General features: G+C 51.4%; 14 protein-coding genes. 9 read left to right on the top strand and 5 right to left on the bottom strand.

What is annotated here, in order from left to right:
- Positions 1 to 4: 4 nt before the first annotated feature.
- Positions 5 to 367: an anaerobic ribonucleoside-triphosphate reductase gene (nrdD, locus tag L1S32_RS11285; RefSeq protein WP_278155199.1), complete on the top strand. Its 363-nt coding sequence runs from the start codon at positions 5 to 7 to the stop codon at positions 365 to 367.
- A gap of 70 nt (positions 368 to 437) precedes the next feature.
- Positions 438 to 1343, top strand: coding sequence for a cysteine-rich small domain-containing protein (locus tag L1S32_RS11280; protein ID WP_278155198.1), 906 nt, complete (start codon positions 438 to 440; stop codon positions 1341 to 1343).
- Between the two features lie 6 nt (positions 1344 to 1349).
- Here the strand turns inward: L1S32_RS11280 and L1S32_RS11275 are convergent, their stop codons facing one another.
- Positions 1350 to 1541, bottom strand: coding sequence for a DUF1858 domain-containing protein (locus tag L1S32_RS11275; protein ID WP_278155197.1), 192 nt, complete (start codon positions 1539 to 1541; stop codon positions 1350 to 1352).
- 183 nt (positions 1542 to 1724) lie between these two features.
- On the opposite strand from L1S32_RS11275, the gene L1S32_RS11270 reads away from it, so the two are divergent.
- The 3 genes from L1S32_RS11270 to L1S32_RS11260 are packed head-to-tail and all read left to right on the top strand — an operon-like array spanning position 1725 to position 4799.
- Entirely contained in the window at positions 1725 to 3689 is a 1965-nt protein-coding gene (locus L1S32_RS11270) for a hypothetical protein (RefSeq protein WP_278155196.1), read from the top strand.
- Positions 3686 to 4264: a nucleic acid-binding protein gene (locus L1S32_RS11265; protein ID WP_278155195.1), complete on the top strand. Its 579-nt coding sequence runs from the start codon at positions 3686 to 3688 to the stop codon at positions 4262 to 4264. Before L1S32_RS11270 ends, L1S32_RS11265 begins: the two co-directional genes overlap by 4 nt.
- Positions 4265 to 4292: 28 nt before the next feature.
- Positions 4293 to 4799, top strand: coding sequence for a hypothetical protein (locus L1S32_RS11260; protein ID WP_278155194.1), 507 nt, complete (start codon positions 4293 to 4295; stop codon positions 4797 to 4799).
- Between the two features lie 36 nt (positions 4800 to 4835).
- Here the strand turns inward: L1S32_RS11260 and L1S32_RS11255 are convergent, their stop codons facing one another.
- From L1S32_RS11255 to L1S32_RS11245, 3 genes are all read right to left on the bottom strand, one after another.
- Positions 4836 to 5474 carry a helix-turn-helix domain-containing protein gene (locus L1S32_RS11255; RefSeq protein WP_278155193.1) on the bottom strand — a complete coding sequence of 213 codons (639 nt, stop codon included), beginning with the start codon at positions 5472 to 5474 and terminating at the stop codon, positions 4836 to 4838.
- A 76-nt stretch (positions 5475 to 5550) separates the two neighbouring features.
- A complete protein-coding gene (locus L1S32_RS11250) occupies positions 5551 to 6663 on the bottom strand; it encodes a cation:proton antiporter (RefSeq protein WP_278155192.1) in 1113 nt (370 codons plus the stop codon).
- 5 nt (positions 6664 to 6668) lie between these two features.
- Positions 6669 to 7151 carry a TrkA C-terminal domain-containing protein gene (locus L1S32_RS11245; RefSeq protein ID WP_278155191.1) on the bottom strand — a complete coding sequence of 161 codons (483 nt, stop codon included), beginning with the start codon at positions 7149 to 7151 and terminating at the stop codon, positions 6669 to 6671.
- A 103-nt stretch (positions 7152 to 7254) separates the two neighbouring features.
- Here L1S32_RS11245 and L1S32_RS11240 point away from each other — a divergent pair, with 103 nt between their 5' ends.
- The 3 genes from L1S32_RS11240 to L1S32_RS11230 all read left to right on the top strand — a co-directional run bounded on the left by L1S32_RS11240 (position 7255) and on the right by L1S32_RS11230 (position 9079).
- A complete protein-coding gene (locus L1S32_RS11240) occupies positions 7255 to 7959 on the top strand; it encodes a hypothetical protein (protein WP_278155190.1) in 705 nt (234 codons plus the stop codon).
- Positions 7960 to 8060: 101 nt separating this feature from the next.
- Positions 8061 to 8798, top strand: coding sequence for a molybdopterin-dependent oxidoreductase (locus tag L1S32_RS11235; RefSeq protein WP_347403378.1), 738 nt, complete (start codon positions 8061 to 8063; stop codon positions 8796 to 8798).
- Positions 8799 to 8821: 23 nt separating this feature from the next.
- Positions 8822 to 9079, top strand: a complete 258-nt coding sequence (locus L1S32_RS11230; protein WP_278155189.1) for a hypothetical protein — start codon at positions 8822 to 8824, stop codon at positions 9077 to 9079.
- A gap of 246 nt (positions 9080 to 9325) precedes the next feature.
- On the opposite strand, the gene L1S32_RS11225 is transcribed toward L1S32_RS11230, so the two are convergent.
- On the bottom strand, positions 9326 to 15865 hold the full coding sequence (locus L1S32_RS11225; protein WP_278155188.1) for a hypothetical protein: 6540 nt from the start codon (positions 15863 to 15865) through the stop codon (positions 9326 to 9328).
- A gap of 707 nt (positions 15866 to 16572) precedes the next feature.
- Between L1S32_RS11225 and L1S32_RS11220 the strand changes: the two genes are divergently transcribed.
- Positions 16573 to 17217, top strand: coding sequence for a GNAT family N-acetyltransferase (locus tag L1S32_RS11220; RefSeq protein WP_278155187.1), 645 nt, complete (start codon positions 16573 to 16575; stop codon positions 17215 to 17217).
- Positions 17218 to 17453: the final 236 nt, after the last annotated feature.

Raw genomic sequence — 17453 nt, 5'->3', positions numbered from 1 at the left:
CTCCATGAACTGGACGCCGGAACAACTCAGCCTCAAAGAAAAATACCATACTCTTGAAGATATCCCGGTTGAAGAGCGCAGGTACAAGTGCCACACCTGTCACCACGTTGTCGATGAAAAACCCTGCCCCTGCTGCGGTGAAACGCAGCTTGTGATCATGTGCCCGCTCGACCACTGCCACTGCACTCACAGTATCACAGAGACCATCGAATACTGCCCCCTCTGCGGCCAGCCGGTATGTCCGGATTGCGGCAGCCATGACGTCTCCCAGGTCTCCCGTGTGACAGGATACCTGGCGGATGTGGCCGGATGGAACCAGGGCAAACAGCAGGAACTCAAAGACCGGTCACGCTATACCGTTGCATAAAACACCCACACTATTTTTTTAAGTCTCAATTCACAGCGTTTTTCAACTCAGATAAAACATATACTCATACATGCGGTATTTTCTCAGGGACGGGGCACTCTTTATCCGCGGTGCATTTACGATGCTCATGCCATGCATGCATGACAAGGCCGAAGATGGCACAATCACCCATATATCAACAATCATCGCCGCCCATCTGCCCCAAACCAATACAAAAGAGGACACAGACTTCATTTTAGAGACACTCCTCAGAAAAAACGGATATGATACCGACGCACTCAGTCTGTCGGTCACGGTTCCCATTGACCGGCTCTGCATCTTTGCATATGACGGGATCATGGTTTTTATTCTCGCATGCCCAGGTGCGGCGAAAGAACCACCCGGACCGGTTACCATCATTGTCTGTTCCCGTGAACCGCTCCCGGAAGCAGGACTCAGAACACTTCAGTTGACCGCTGAAGAGGCAATGCACAACGTATTCACCTCAGCAGGGTATTCTGAAGCCCAATCCGGAAGACATACGGTTCTCATCTGCTGCGAGGAGAGGGAAGAATCACCCAATGTTCATGAACGTCTGGCACGGGCGCAGACGCTCGTATCTGAGACAATTACCTATGGCATTCCCGAAACATGGACGGTCAGCGGAACACAATTCCCAAGAACACCGGCATTCTATATTCATAGTTCCATCGGCGGGGATCGCTGGTCACGATGGGATCCTGAAGGATGCCCCTATTACCCCTGCCACCCGTCATGTCATGACCAGCGGTGCGACTTCTGCTACTGCCCCCTATATCCGTGTGGTGATGAATCACAGGGTAAATGGCTGGAACGGGAAAATCACGGGAGAATCTGGTCGTGTGAAGGATGCACACTCGTCCATGCACCAGCTGTTGCAGACTACCTTAAAACGCACCCCGAGGCATCCCTCGAAGAGCTTAAACAGATACGAAAAAAAGGAAAGAATAGCGAATAATATTTCTTATTCTTCCATTCCCAGAGCTTCAAGAAGCTCATCTAAGGGAATTCCATGACCAATTGCTGCCTGTCTCAGAGTCTCTCCGTTTGCCAGAGCACAGCCGATGCACCCCATTCCAAATCTGAAAAGGATGTCTGCTGCTTCCGGCTTCTCTTTTAATACGTCTGCTATAGTACTGTCTGCGGTAACAGTCATGGCATTTCTGTTTGGCATCCGAAGTATTTATTTATATATCTATATCCCTGACAGCCGGATCACTTTCACCCCGCACGGACAGGTATTAACCCCCTGTTTCAGATATCGGGTATCAAACCAATCAGGTATATGTATCGCATGATGAACACTACATAATCAGAAAAAAAACCACGGAGATGTATTATGGATCAGATTACCCAAACAGCAGAAAGAATCTCCAGAACAATTGAAGAACGGGGGGGAAAGCCGGATACAGAAAAGATCCAGGCCAAACTCCGCCTGCTTATCAACGAGTTTCTTATCCCGGCAGAAGATGCCGAACGCCAAGTGACAAATGAGATCATGCGCGAACAGCAGATCACCGTCCAGCGTGAAGCAGAAGATAAAAAACAGATCGCTGAACTTCAGCCAAATGACTGGGCCACCATTGAAGGAAAGGTAGTCATGCTTGCTGCCGGAGGAAATCCTGCGATTGCACAGCGGGGAATTATTGCGGATGAGAGTGGTGCTGTCGAGTTTGTCATCTGGGAAAAGGCACAGTTGCAGCTCCTTGAGGAAAATGCCTGGTACAGGATTGAATCCTGTGTCGCAGACGAATTCAGGGAGAAGCTCAATATCAAACTGCACTCCGGCACAAAGGTGGTCCCGGTGCCGGGAATGAGCCGGATTGTCAGCCAGGAATGGCACCAGATGGCAGAAAAAATGGCAGGAAAATCCGGAGATTCGGCAGAGGTGAAAACCATTGGATCACTCAATCCCGAAGAATGGGCTACCATTGAAGGAAAAGTGGTAAAAACATCAGAGGGAGGAAATCCAAAAATATCACAGCGGGGAATTATTGCGGATGCAACAGATGCCATAGAATTTGTCATCTGGAGTAAAGCAGAGCTTCCACCCCTGGAAGAGGGCAACTGGTACAGGATTGAATCCGCCGTTGCAGACAGTTATAATGACAAAATGAGCCTGAAGCTTCATTCAGGCACAAAAATCATCCCGATTTCAGATACCGGAACTCCGGTGACCACAGCAGCAGATGAGATGGCGGTGACACTGAAAACCGGATCAGACAATACCGATGAAGTCAGGGATATTGCTTCCGCAAAGCCAAACGACTGGGTGACTGTCGAAGGGAAGATTGTCGCCCTTCAGCCATCCCCCAGCTCAGCAATTGCACAGAAGGGCATCATTGCAGACGCAAGCGGTGCAATGGAGTTTGTTGTATGGGAAAAAGCCGGGGCAGAGCCACTTGAGGAGCACCGCTGGTACAGGATTGAGAAGGCAACCATTGATGAATACCGCAATGCACCCAGCATGAAGATTCATTCCGGCTCGACAATCACACCCATTGCAGAAGACCGCTTCTTAAATCCGGTTATCACACCCCTTGCAAACCTCACCCCCGGTGTAGCCTGCGTGCGGGTGAAGATGCTCACCAACTGGGAGGTGCGCACAGATCGGATGCTCCAGACGGGACTTGTCGGGGATGAAACCGGCCGGATGAAATTTGTGATCTGGAAAAACCGGGACGGAATGGCAGATGAGACCATACTTGAAGAGGATAAGGTCTATACCATCTATTATGCAGGTGTTGATGAATACAATGAACGATATTCCCTCAATCTCTCCGGGGCAACCGTCCTTGAGGAGGAAGGGGCAGACATTGAGATTGGAAGTGACGGACGCAATGAAATTTTTACCGGTGCAGTCGTGCACATGAGCGCAGGGTCCGGCCTGATAAAACGCTGCAGGGTTGAAGGGTGCAACCGTGCACTCTCACGGCAGAATTTCTGCCCGGTTCATGAAATGCAGCAGGAATTCCGCTATGACCTCAGGATAACCGGCGTCATCGATGACGGCATCACCGCAAAAAATGTCATCATGCAGCGGGACGCGGTTGAGAAAGTTACCGGCCTTACCCTTGAAAAAGCAATTGAAATTGCAGAGAACTCACCACTTGGACCGGATGATGTCTTTATGCAGTTCCAGGAGCGTCTGATGGGGAGATATGTCACCTGCAGTGGTCCGGACATTGACGGCACCATCATTATCCGTGATGCCGAATCGGTTACCCTTGTAACGTATGACCAGGGAGAACATGCGATGCTGCTAAACCGGGCCGGAGGCCAAAACGGAGGTGATCTCTCATGAGCACGCCAGCAGATACCCAGCGCCGCTACATGCGTGAACCTGCCCGGAGAGCGTTCGCAGCAGAAGTACGGGAAGTCCGCCTAACGTTTAAAGACGGGGAGAACGAAAAGAGCCCGGTCTATGTCATGCTTCCCAGCGGAGTACGCTGCAACCGCCTCTTCTTCTGTGGCCAGGTGACACGAAAAGAGCTGAAAGGAGAGGAGAATACCTTTTACTCTGTGCGCGTACAGGACCCGACGGGGATATTCTTTGTCAGTGCCGGTATTTATCAGCCTGAGGCAAAGCAGCAGATATCTCGCATTGATGAGAGTGCATGGGTAGCTGTCGTTGGAAAAGCTCAGGCACGTGACACACCCGATGGTGCAACCTTTGTCTCAATCCGGGCAGAAGCTGTTGCGGAGATCGATGAGGATACCTACCGGAAATGGGTAGATGAAACAGCCGCTCAGACGCTTGACCGTGCTGATGCCTTCGGCCAGACGGACGACAGCAGAAAGGCTCAGGAATTTTATGCAAACAGCCCGGAAACCTACCGCCAGATGGCACTGCATGCACTCCAGCGGATAACTTTCTAAAACCTTTTTTTCCTGTGCATCATATTGAATGATAGAAGACCTCTTTTCAGAAGGTCCACACTCAAACCAACCACCAGGTGATGATGCACTGAGCACCACAGAAACAGATTTGCAAAGAGAGACACTAGCAGATTTTCTCGGCGTATCAGCTGACCGCATCACCCGGTCATCCGGCAGACTCTATGGGTATCCTGCATATTACTGTGACGGGGAACAGGCATATCTGGTGCTTAGCGAGGATGAAGCTGAACAGGCAGCACGAAAAGCAATATCAGAGCGGGTATGGGTCATCGCGCTGGAATCCATCTTTGAATATTTTGGTATTGATGCATATCCCTCAGACGCCATAGAAACTATCGGGAAAGAGCCGTTGTTTCATGTCAACGATGAACTCCGTGCAATTATTCATCGGACATGTGGAATGGATACCCTCGCTTCGCGTATGCTTGAACTGGGAAACCGTCCAAACATTCTTGCAGATTTTGACCAGCGTGAACACCGGCATCAGGACTATTGTATCTATCGCCTGTTCTGAATTATTCAGTCCTGATACATTCGGTTCTGATAATATTCATGTTCGTTTTTTCGGTAAAACGGGCCCCTTCCATTCACCTTTCAACTCAGGATAATCACGAAGAATCTTACTTACCGTGCTTCGTGAAACATTGAAGATACGGCACACCTCACCAATTGTCTTTCCAGAACGCCGTGCCGCAAGGAGATCGGACATCCCCTTCTCATCCAGAGCCTGAGGGCGGCCCGGACGGCGGCTGGGAGCAGCGGCGGTTTTTCTCCCCCGTTTTCCCCGTAACCGCTGGGATGAAAACTGGTCCAGATAGCGGGAAAAGGCACTGACAGCCTCCCTTCGTTCCTCAGAATCATACCCCCCGGAGATGAAATCCCCCTGAGCCCAGTAAGGGATAGACCCGCTTTTCAGGACCAGAGAGAGATCGCTCGTAAACACATCTGAATTTTTCAGTGTGACATCCAGATCATGGAAAATAATATTGGAAATGCCATTTTTTTCACAATAGTTCAGCATTTCGATGAATTCCGGACGATTCGAGGCGGGAACAGCAGGAGACTGATTATCATGAAAAACACGGTCTATATCAAACCGATATTTACAGAAATTTTCAATATCTATCTTTTGTTTCTCAAAATCAGCGGATTTGCGGCTGTTAAGATATACCACTGACTGTTGTTTCATAGCATCACATTCAAGGGCTGGATACGATATATTCTTCGATAACCATATAAATAAATTTGGTTGGATTAAATTGACATTATTTCCCTGTAGTGATGCACCCACACCACCGCCGCATACGAACGCTGTATTTACCGGTAAATGAGCCAATGCATGACGTTATAACCACCATTGCAGCAACAACAGGGACTACAGCGGAAGATCCGTATAACAGTGCCAGAAGGATCGAGAATTCCCCCCGTGACGTGGTATCTGCCCATATGTCAATTCCGGAGAGAACCCTTCCATGAATGGCCTTCCCAATCATAAGCCCGGAGATGAGTTTGGTGATAAGTGCGAGGACTATCACAGACGCCAGGATGACGAGAGGGGGCATGCCGGTAAAGCTGACTGATATCCCAAAAAATACGAAGAATACGACAAGGAATACCTCCCTGAACGGACGGGCAACTACTTCGGCACGGTCAGCTGCTGCAAGGGAGATGGCCGAACCAAGAATGATGACAAACAGACTGTCAGGGACACCGGTTACGTCTGATACCGCAACTGCCAGCACCACTGCCAGAAATACCGCAAGTATCGGAAGTTCGTCCTCCCGTGCAAAGAACTCCCGGAGAGGTGCCCGGAACTTCCCCACACAGACAAAGGCGGCGGCCGCAACGCAAACGATGATACCTATCGTGCGGAGCGGGGAAACATCCTGTGCCGTAAACAGGATCAGCAGTGCTACAAGCATAATGTCCTCAAAGACCATCAGCCAGATCACGGTATCAGATTCCCGAAACCCAAGTTTTCGGTTGTCAATCAGTGATGAAAGCGCAATAGCTGAACTTGAAATATAAAATGCTCCGGCGAGCACCAATGCATCAAAGAGCGGCAGACCAATAAGGAACGCCACCGCTAACCCGGCAGCGAAGTTGACACAGAGATCAATCATTCCGGCAATGAGAAATGAGCCGCGCCGCTTTGCGACTTCACCCGGATGGAGATGGAGACCCATCGTAAAGAGGAGAAACAAAAGCCCCATATGAGCAATCCATTCTGAAACCTCAGACGTCTGTACAATACCAAAGCCCGCAGTCCCTAATGCAAGGCCGGTGATGATATAGAACGGAATGGGGGGAATAGCATACCGCCGGCAGATGAGTGCCACTCCTACGCATGCTGCAAGTGCAATGGCAATTCCTTCCATTCCGTCTACTCCATGAACTCCTGCTCAAATGTCCGGATCTGATCCGATTCACCGATGACAACAACAGCATCACCTCTCATAAACCGGAAATCAGGACGTGGATTAATGGTATTTTTCCCCTCTCGTGAAACCGCGAGAATCGTTACTCCCGTACGGGAGCGGATATCAAGATCAGCTATTGTCTTTCCGGAAAGCTGTGCACCGATAATATACGTATGCACCACAATCCTGAGATCAGCAAGAGCAGAGAATGCAATCTCCACCCCTTCCTCTTCTGCCTCCATAATGGCGCCGGTAAGCACATTGCCCAACCGGCGTGTCTCCATCGGATTCAGATCTGCTGCATAACAGTCCGGACACTGTGCCGGCTGGGTATACAGCTGCACCCTGCCGTTTGGCATGAAGATAACAGAGATGAGATCCCCGCTCTCGGTCTCCAGTTCATATTTCGTCCCGATGCCGGGAAGCACCTGGTGAAAGAACCCCATACCTCAGAATACGGGACGAGAGCATTAATGTATACCGGTAAAGAAGTACTCAAAGGAAATACCGTGCTATTTTCCAGGCACCGTGCACCAGAGGAAATATACAATGAAACCACCAGGCGGAAAAATACTGAAGACAGCAGATATTGCAGAGCTAACAGGGCTCCCGGAAGAAGACATCCGTGATATTGCACAAAGGCACGGCAACCGGATTCCTTCACGAAAGATGGGGAGAATTCAGGTATATGACGAAAAGGCAGCCGCGATTTTTTCTGCAATTGCACAGGAAGACAGGGGAGAGAAGACAGCTCTATCCCTGAATACTGAGGACATCTCCGGACCGGCAGTTAAAAAGAAGGCAAAAACCAGTACACCGTCCCGCCTCTCAAGCATCACAAAATCACGCGACGAGGAAAAAAAGACCGCGAAGGCCACAGCCGGTGAAACTGCTCCCGCAGGCCGGGTGCCGACGCAGCTCATCAATACCGTTGCAATGCAGGGCCAGCAGTTCTCACGGTTTGCTGAGAGACTCACTGCGCTGGAGAACGCCGCTCATGCTGACCGGGAAGCATCCCGGGAACGAATTGAACTGCTCGAACGTCAGGTTGCTGCACTCCAGGAACAGATGGAGGCAGTGGACTCGTGGATACATTACAGCGACAACAGACTTGATACAGGAGCTTCACGAACGGCGGAGCTGGCAGAAGAGACACACACCTGGACTGAATATGTCAGGCAGGAACTTGTGCATGTCAGAGAAGACCTTGCATACCTCAGTCTGCCGTGGTGGAAACGAAGACAGCAGAAATAATATATTCATTTATATGAACGTCTCAGTCTGAAAGAAAATGTGGCCCCCACATCTTCTTCAGAATCATGGGGCATCAGGATATCTCCTGACATCACCTATTTATATCGAGGGCTTCAGTATTAGACACCGAACGGATTCCGGGAGGATGCATCATTCAGATAAACTTCCTGCGGATAATTATACTCTGCGCAATAGCCGCGGTAATTATCCTCTATCTATTTGATCTCTCAGGCGTAATCAACCAGGATTTTGCGCAGTCAGGGGATTTCGAAGGAGTTGAAATCAGGAATTACGATGGGGAAGACCTCTCCAAAATATCAGCATTCCGGGAAAACTCGATAAAAGGTCCACAGCGTATCTCAGAGGAGGATTACCGGCTTACCGTCTCCGGGCTGGTAACCAATGAAAAAACCTATTCATACGATGAGATTCTGTCGGAATTTAAGAACTACAAAAAGGTTGTAACCCTCAACTGTGTCGAAGGGTGGGACGTTACCATTCTCTGGGAGGGAGTACGGGTAAATGATATAACAGACCAATCCGGTATTCTGCCTTCCGCAAATACGGTAATATTCACTGCATATGACGGATATTCCACATCATTTCCTCTCACCTATATCATTGACAACAACATCATCATGGCTCATTCCATGAACAACGTAACCCTTCCCGCAGAAAGGGGCTTTCCCTTCATGCTTGTTGCGGAGGACAAGTGGGGATACAAGTGGATCAAATGGATTACTACAATTGAGCTTTCAGACGATGAAACCTACCGGGGATACTGGGAGAGGAGAGGGTATTCCAACATAGGTGATCTGGACAGGAGTTTCTTTGGCTGACAGATATTCCCGGAGAGATACGGATGAAAATGAGAGTATATCGTACATGGACAAACAGGATTTTGCTGCTGCTTACCATTTGTATTCTGGTTACCGGATTTGGGATTACCTATCCGGGAATCGTTGAACCGTTCACTCTTGGGGTACTCGGTAAATCCCTGTCATTCAGACTTCATACCGTTTTGTGGGGTCCTTTTGCGGTCGCGGTATTGGTCCATCTCTATCTTACATCCGGCCCGAAGACTGGTGCCGGAACCAAACCAGAGGGACCGGGGAAATAGGCAGATCCCATGATGTCATGCCTGGCACCACGAGTGCTGGATGCAGAGGATACGGACAGGACATCTCCCCGTATTTTTGGCCTAAAACACTGCAATGGAATCATAAGTCATTGCTGACCGGGACCCATTCAGACAATGAACGAACAGCTCAGACGTCAGCCCGCTGCACTCCGGAAAAAGAAGGACGAAAGTAATCTTTCAGGAGATTATTTCCACATCCGGATTTTAGAAAAATAAAAAATGGGATTATCTCTTTTTCATTGCCGCATATCCGGCAACACCGAAGACTACACAAATGAGTGCAAGGGTGGTGAAGATACTGCCTGATGCGGGAGTCTCTTCTGCAGGTGCACTGCCTCCCGGGGTGGCTGTGGGTGCAGGTGTCATTTCTGCACCGGCCTCTGCTGCGCTGAGAGCAACGAGAGCATAGCCATCATAGAGAACAGGGGATTCTGCGGTGAATGCACCGTCATCAGTCAGGGTAGTCGGCAGCAGGGCGGCCCTGCCGTCAGACCCATACCCGACAATCGCGACATTGCCGGCACCACCGCTGCTCTCTATCCAGAGTGCAGGTGCAGTAAGGGCCACAGTTGTGCTGCCGACGGAGAATCCGGAAGCGGAGAGCGGCATGATAAAGGCCACATCGCCAGAGGTCTTTCCGGCAGAGAGTGCGGCCTGTTTCAACCCGTTTTCGATCTGTGCAGGCACTTTTCCTGTAAGGAAAACAGCAAACGCAGCGTCTGAAGCGGGCACTGCCAGGAAGTCAATCGTGATGCTGCCCGCGACATTACCGATGCCGCCAAGTGCAGCCGTCACCGGTGCTGCCTTGTAGAAGACGTGGGTGACGTCACCAGAGATCACATTTCCATCCTCATTGACACCAGTCATCTCCACATAAAGCGTTCCACCAGCCATACGGACCTGCACCTCAGTGCCGGTTACGACGACTGCAGCATCATTTGCCTCTGCAACACGACGGTCAATAGAGACTGATTTTGTGTCATCAGCTGTGCTGAAGGTCACTGCTGAGGAAATAATGGCATACTCAGCACCAGCCTCAGGTGTGGAAATAACGGGTGTCGGAGTAGGTGCCGGTGTCCATCCGGAGTCGTCACTGTCACCATAGTATGGTGTTGACACGGCTGCCATGCCAAACAGAGAGAGTCCGTTTGGTGATTCTGCCTCAAAGATCATCAGACCCGCTGCATCATAGCCGGCAAAGGCAGTTTCAAGGACTTCGGTGATTCCTTCCTCGCCATGGCGGATGATCTGAATTGCACCGACACCGCCATGAGCGGTAACCCACTCAGGCGCGACTGCCATTCTGATGACAGCACTGCTGATGTCATCACCGTTGGCGATGCCGGATTTCTGGATATTAAGGGTGTATGCCACATCCTGAATGCCGACGCCTTCTGCTGCCGCAGCAAGCTGGAAGTAGGAAAGCATCTCAGAGGACGGTTCCTTTGCAATCATCGATTTAATGCCTGCATTATTTCCCGGCATGCCGGTCAGATTCACCATAAATCCTGCAGTGACATTTCCGACTGCGGGCACCGTGCCAGATACAGGAATACCTGTTGCAAGGACACCGGTAACGCTGCCGGTTGCAGCGGTCGCATTCTCTGCTAAACCAGCCGTCTTGATGAGCATGCTCTCCCAGCCATTGCCGGCCGGGAAGATGGTGATATTGGAGCCGTCCACATCTACATTGCCACCGGTCAGGTCAACGGTGACATTTCCACCGGCGGCCACAACACCGGGCGGAACACCGTCACAGTCCTCAACACCAACCGGCAGGCTGCCGATGGGGAAGGTCAGGTTAAGCACGACAGTCTGTGCACCCATGAATACGGGGTGCTCAAGTGCCTCAACCCCGTCCACGATGAAGGTGATTGGTTCGCCAATGATATACTGGGTGCCAGTGACCGCAAAGCGTGCATCGGCAGTGGCATACACATTGGTATCAGCCATCAGACCCTCTCCTGCAGCTATGCTGCCGACAAAAGCCTGTATGGGAGCGCCTGCAGGGATGTCTCCCCACTCAGCCGCAACTATGCCGGAGTACTCATCCGGTGCATACGGGAGGTCAAGGATGATCTTCACGATGTTCTTCACACTCTTTACGCCATCATAACGAGCGGTGACATTCGGACCGACAAGGCGCAGAGGCCAGCCGTTTCCGTCATCCGGCCGCATCAGCTGACCGTTGAGGGTGTTTGCAATGACATAGTTGTTGTTTTCAATAGTGTCACGGCTGTCAATGACGGTCTCATAGCCATCTTCAGCGATAATATGAATGTCATAGCCGATTTCAGCAAGCGTCTTATTGTACGATTTGCCAACGTGTGAATTTGCATCGTCGACATATCCGCAGATCAGCCAGAGCGGCATACCTTCCCAGGTATTGCCGGAACCATCTGCATAGACTGCCTTGTGATTGCCGGACATGGTACATCCCATCGCACCCTCGAAGAATCCTTTCGTGAGTTCAGAGGGAATGGCACCGAGTGCGGTCAGCGTCCATGTCGGATCTGCGTAGGTGGTTAGTTCAATCCGGGTAACCATCCTTGCAGAAAGGCCTGCACAGGACGGGAGACCTGAGTTATAGTGCCAGTATTCGAACGGAATGCCTTCATACATATCCTTCTGACCGAAGATGTGGTCATCGGTTGCAAAGAATAAGCGGAAACCATCTTCGTAATCCGGCATCGGGCCGCCCCAGTCTGCGCTGTACCACGCCAGGACGGGTTCTCCGACACAGTCTGCCGGTTCGTAGATGACATTATACGAGAGTTTGCTTGTCCATCCGTCTGTTGCAACGAACTTAATCTCAGTGCCGGGATCCATACCGCCTGCGAGGTCACAGAGCTCGCGGATGGACGTGCCCTTCATCTGTTCTGAGACCTTGAAGCCGCCCGGATAGGTTTCTGCCATATCCCACGGATCGTTCGGCGGCCAGCAGAGGCCTTCAAACTGGTATTCCGTGACACCGTCACCATAGACCGGCAGGTTGTCTGCCATCCATTCCCAGCTAACCGTTACATTGGAAAGCTCGGTGACACCATCATCGGCATACTTCACGATGGTCAGCGGGAGGGAGCCTTCCGGTTCACAGAAGTCAGTCAGCTCAATCTTTGCGAGGTTGCCGACGCCATAGCTTGCTTCCGGCAGGGCAGGGCCGACCAGACGCAGGGGGAAACTGTCCTCAAGGGGTGAACCATTCAGGGTGTTTGCGACAATGAGGCCATTGTTGCGGGCAACAAGAGCACTCGAAAGGCTCTTGGAATATCCATCGTCTGCGGTCACAATCACCGTATAGCCGGCAAGGGCGACAGCATCGTTGAAGCCGTCAGAGCCGTGTGGTGTGCGGTCGTCCACCCATCCTGCAAGGATCCAGAGCGGAATACCACTCCACTGTTCACCGGTTGCTTCGTTGACCCAGGTCTGTGTGTGATGGCAGACAAGCGCCTGTTCAAAGAATTGCTCAGTGATAACACTGGTGATGATTCCCTTCGTCAGAAGGTTGTATGACCCTTCTGCAGGTTCAGGCGGAATCAGTTCTACCAGATCAATGGTGGTGATGTTTGAAATTGCTGAGCCGGTGAATTTCCCTTCAGCCTCATTCCAGACCGCCGGTCCCACAAGCCGCAGGGGGTACATTGCCGGATCGCCTTCATCTGAAAGCGGTTCACCGTTGCAGATGCCTGCAAGGATGTAGTCATCCGAGCGTGCCATATCCGCACTGGCAAAGTCACGGGAGAATCCGTCGCCTGCGGTGATGCGGACGGTGTATCCATTGGCTGCTGTGGTATCATCAAAGGTCCAGTGGGTGGTTGATTCATAGTTGTCAGAGACAGCCGCAATAACCCAGAGCGGGACGCCTTCCCAGACATCGCCGTTGCCGTCGGTCCAGGTGGCGGCGTGCATGCAGAAATCATTGAATTCAGCTTCGGTTACCACATCAGAGATGAGACCGTTTACCGCCAGTTCCCATCCTTCGGACGGTTCGGGGACACCAATGAGTTCGATGGTGACAATATTGCCAACAAGTTTCCCGGCAGAGACCTCTGACCCGGACATCCGGAGTGGCCAGCAGGGCTTATCCTTATCGCCAATGACTGCCGGGAGTTCAGCGCCGTTGAGGGTATTTGCCGCAAAGATATTTGCATTATCTGCGATATCTGCGGATTCGAAGTTGATTGAATAGCCGTCTCCGGAGGTTACTTCAACGGAGTATCCCTGCGCTGCAAGGTCACGGTTGAAGGCATCAGCACCATGTGAATTGTCGTCATCGACAAGCCCTGCAAGGAAGTAGAGCGGCATGCCGGCCCATGTGCCGTCCACATCAGTATAGGATGCTGCATGACCACAGCCAACGCCTGCTTCAAAGTATGCCTTGTCGACGGTAAATTCACGGGCACCGTTCTTTACCACAATGCTCCAGTCCTCACCAGGTGTCGGGCCGCTGCCAAAGTTCACATCAATCGTGATGAGAGCAGTTGCGTTGTCGGTCGTGATGTCATCCTTCGGACCATAGTAGTAGGTGATCACATCGCCGTCTGCGAGATCGGCATAATTCGAGATGCCGGTCACATCAGAGTAATAGTTGACATAGGCACCGTTCACCTGGTAGTTCCAGCCAAGGCCGTCATCCTTGCTGTAGTTGTACCAGCTATCAACTGCGAAGATATCATTCAGAAGAGCCGTGTTTTTGCTGTCTTTCCAGGCGCCCACATAGGTAAAACCGCCATCTGCTGAAGCGGCCTGAAGCGCACCGTGCGGGGTCTGCCAGCGGATGTCATAGGAGGCACCATTCGAATCAGTCCATGAGAAGGTCTCGTCAGCAAGATTCACTGTACCATCGTAGATCTCTGTTGGGCCGGCACCGCCAAAGTTCACATCAATCGTGATGAGAGCAGTTGCATTGTCGGTCGTGATGTCATCCTTCGGACCATAGTAGTAGGTGATCACATCGCCGTCTGCGAGATCGGCATAATTCGAGATGCCGGTCACATCAGAGTAATAGTTGACATAGGCACCGTTCACCTGGTAGTTCCAGCCAAGGCCGTCATCCTTGCTGTAGTTGTACCAGCTATCAACTGCGAAGATATCATTCAGAAGAGCCGTGTTTTTGCTGTCTTTCCAGGCGCCCACATAGGTAAAACCGCCATCTGCTGAAGCGGCCTGAAGCGCACCGTGCGGGGTCTGCCAGCGGATGTCATAGGAGGCACCATTCGAATCGGTCCACGAGAACGTGCTGTCAGCAAGATTCACTGTGCCATCGTAGATCTCTGTTGGGCCGGCACCGCCAAAGTTCACATCAATCGTGATGAGAGCAGTTGCATTGTCGATCGTGATGTCATCCTTCGGACCATAGTAGTAGGTGATCACATCGCCGTCTGCGAGATCGGCATAATTCGAGATCCCGGTCACATCAGAGTAATAGTTGACATAGGCACCGTTCACCTGGTAGTTCCAGCCAAGGCCGTCATCCTTGCTGTAGTTGTACCAGCTATCAACTGCGAAGATATCATTCAGAAGAGCCGTGTTTTTGCTGTCTTTCCAGGCGCCCACATAGGTAAAACCGCCATCTGAGGCAGCGGCCTGAAGCGCACCGTGCGGGGTCTGCCAGCGGATGTCATAGGAGGCACCATTCGAATCAGTCCATGAGAAGGTCTCGTCAGCAAGATTCACTGTACCATCGTAGATCTCTGTTGGGCCGGCACCGCCAAAGTTCACATCAATCGTGATGAGAGCAGTTGCGTTGTCGGTCGTGATGTCATCCTTCGGACCATAGTAGTAGGTGATCACATCGCCGTCTGCGAGATCGGCATAATTCGAGATCCCGGTCACATCAGAGTAATAGTTGACATAGGCACCGTTCACCTGGTAGTTCCAGCCAAGGCCGTCATCCTTGCTGTAGTTGTACCAGCTATCAACTGCGAAGATATCATTCAGAAGAGCCGTGTTTTTGCTGTCTTTCCAGGCGCCCACATAGGTAAAACCGCCATCTGAGGCAGCGGCCTGAAGCGCACCGTGCGGGGTCTGCCAGCGGATGTCATAGGAGGCACCATTCGAATCGGTCCACGAGAACGTGCTGTCAGCAAGATTCACCGGACCGTCAAAAATGGTCACCGGTGCCGCGGGTGCCGGTTCATCTGTGAGAATCTTAATCTGGCTGATTGTCTGCACCGACAGACCTGTTGTTGCAGGATAGATTCCAGAGAAATAATGCCAGTATATCTGCGGCATCGTCTCATGCATATCCCAGTTGCCATAGACATGGGCTCCTTCCGGATTCGTGGAGTTATCTGCAAAGAAGACATTGCGCATACCATCTGCGTAGGAACCGTCACTCACAGATTTGCCGTTTTTCTCCCAGGCAAGCACAATCTGACCCTGCCGGGACGCGGGAGTATAGACATTTTCATATGGGAATGTCTTGTAATATCCGTCTGCAGCACGGAGGACAATCAGATCTCCGCTTTCCGCACCGCCCACCTGATTACAGAGGTCTTTAATGTCAGTACCTCTGACTGCACCCATGTCCTTCTCTTCCCAGTTTATCGTCTCCGATGGATCCCAGAGATTTGATTCATTGAAGGATGGACCCTGTGCATAGTAGTGCGTTGTTCCGTCTCCCATCACGGGAAGATTTACTTCCATCCATGCAGCACTGACTGTCACCTCATTGAGGACTGTCGTGCCGTCTGCCGCAATCTTTTGTACTGTCACTTCGGTTGAGGAAGCAGCACATACCGGGACAGCACATACAACTAACATCAGAAGGATAGCAAAAAAGAGGGGCAGACCCCTTTTGTTAACCAAGTCAACTATACCCATATATATCATTACTCCTGAAGTATACCATTTTTATCAGGTGCAATAGTCTCGTGGCCAGATGAATAAATAGATTACCAAATACGTAAAGTTAATGAAATTTCATTTAAACATGGACACACAGGGTTCCTTAAGCCATTCCTGTCTAAAATTCCTGTAATTATTCCAAAAAATGTTTACAAAAATCCTTGATTTAATTCAAGGAAAATGATCAAAAATAGAATGACGGGCCGTTACCACTCGCCCGGAACGCCGCACAGGATGCGCCCACCCACGATACCGCACACCATGAACGGCCTCATCCGTGTTATGCCGTCATCATACCTCTGTTACAGGGCTATTCTTTCGTGAAGGGATGGACGGAGCCTGAACCGGTTTCGAACAACAGATAAGACCACCCATCCATCAGATCTCCCACCTCATCAGGACACCGTCATTGTGGTAATCGTGAAGCCTTCCTACCAATTGAAGAATCTCTACAAGAACCCCTCTTTTGCTCCTTACCCTCTTATTCATTCTCCGCGCCCCGCATGTATACAAATCCCCGGCACGTTGATCCGCGCCTCTCGTGGATCTCATGGTCTTCGCTATTCATTCAGTGACGAAAGAACCATATACCACAGCCCGGTATTATCCTCCTGTGAAGAGACATGGGTAGCAATGACTGGAACCTCATCCGTCTGTCAAAAGATCAGATAGGCCCGGCCAGCGAGATGCTCGTCAGATCATTTTTCAATGATTCGAAGCTGACGCACATTCTCCCGGACGAAGATTCCCGGAAAGAGAAGGGGAGGCACCTCTTCGCATTCGAACTCCGCTATGGACTAAGGTACGGCCGGGTCATGGCCACCTCCCCAAACCTCGAAGGAGTTGCCGTCTGGCTTCCCTCGGAGCGATCGGAGATCACGTTCTGGCGGGCCATCTGGTCCGGGGGGATGGCGCTGCAGAGAGGGCTCGGGAAGGACGGGATGGACCGGCTCCTCGCATTCTCTGATCAGGTCGATCTTTACCACAAAAAGCACCTTCCCGGCCCCCACTGCTACCTCTTCTTCATCGGGGTTGACCCCCGCTACCAGGGAAAGGGATTTGGAGGGAGGCTGATCCACCCGATGCTCGAATGGCTGGACGAAAAACAGATGGCCTGCTACCTGAACACCCAGAACGAGGGGAACATCGGGCTCTACGAACACTTCGGGTTCCGGGTGGCTGAGCAGGTCACCCTGCCGGACTCCGGGATCATGCACACCGGGATGATCCGGGAGCCCGTGGTCGAAAGGGATCCTTCCTCAGATTAGCCGGACACCCCATTCCCGGCATCCTTCGGGGGATTTCGGTTCTCTTCCGGCTCTTCACCGACACCCATTCTCTGTTGCGGCTCGATGGGTGCATCCCGACAACAGGGTCCCTCATCCCATCACCACAATCCCGTTTCCCCCCATAGCCGTAATTTATTCCTGCTCCCATCATACCCCGTGTTCATCCTCGCCGGCTCATAATGTGGTCTCCCCCCCTCTGGAGTCCGTATCACGAA

It is taken from the genome of Methanogenium sp. S4BF, assembly GCF_029633965.1.
In the GTDB taxonomy this organism is placed as follows: Archaea; Halobacteriota; Methanomicrobia; order Methanomicrobiales; family Methanomicrobiaceae; genus Methanogenium.
The sequence above is the reverse complement of the archived record's forward strand: the minus strand, read 5'-3'. Positions and strand labels throughout refer to the sequence as shown.

What these genes read in the sequence shown, in the direction of transcription:
- L1S32_RS11275 (WP_278155197.1), bottom strand. Translation starts at nt 1,541, where the DNA reads ATGACTGTTACCGCAGACAGTACTATAGCAGACGTATTAAAAGAGAAG.
- L1S32_RS11280 (WP_278155198.1), top strand. Translation starts at nt 438, where the DNA reads ATGCGGTATTTTCTCAGGGACGGGGCACTCTTTATCCGCGGTGCATTT.
- L1S32_RS11225 (WP_278155188.1), bottom strand. Translation starts at nt 15,865, where the DNA reads ATGTTAGTTGTATGTGCTGTCCCGGTATGTGCTGCTTCCTCAACCGAA.
- L1S32_RS11240 (WP_278155190.1), top strand. Translation starts at nt 7,255, where the DNA reads ATGAAACCACCAGGCGGAAAAATACTGAAGACAGCAGATATTGCAGAG.
- L1S32_RS11270 (WP_278155196.1), top strand. Translation starts at nt 1,725, where the DNA reads ATGGATCAGATTACCCAAACAGCAGAAAGAATCTCCAGAACAATTGAA.
- L1S32_RS11245 (WP_278155191.1), bottom strand. Translation starts at nt 7,151, where the DNA reads ATGGGGTTCTTTCACCAGGTGCTTCCCGGCATCGGGACGAAATATGAA.
- L1S32_RS11220 (WP_278155187.1), top strand. Translation starts at nt 16,573, where the DNA reads ATGGGTAGCAATGACTGGAACCTCATCCGTCTGTCAAAAGATCAGATA.
- L1S32_RS11250 (WP_278155192.1), bottom strand. Translation starts at nt 6,663, where the DNA reads ATGGAAGGAATTGCCATTGCACTTGCAGCATGCGTAGGAGTGGCACTC.
- nrdD (WP_278155199.1), top strand. Translation starts at nt 5, where the DNA reads ATGAACTGGACGCCGGAACAACTCAGCCTCAAAGAAAAATACCATACT.
- L1S32_RS11265 (WP_278155195.1), top strand. Translation starts at nt 3,686, where the DNA reads ATGAGCACGCCAGCAGATACCCAGCGCCGCTACATGCGTGAACCTGCC.
- L1S32_RS11260 (WP_278155194.1), top strand. Translation starts at nt 4,293, where the DNA reads ATGATAGAAGACCTCTTTTCAGAAGGTCCACACTCAAACCAACCACCA.
- L1S32_RS11255 (WP_278155193.1), bottom strand. Translation starts at nt 5,474, where the DNA reads ATGAAACAACAGTCAGTGGTATATCTTAACAGCCGCAAATCCGCTGAT.
- L1S32_RS11230 (WP_278155189.1), top strand. Translation starts at nt 8,822, where the DNA reads ATGAAAATGAGAGTATATCGTACATGGACAAACAGGATTTTGCTGCTG.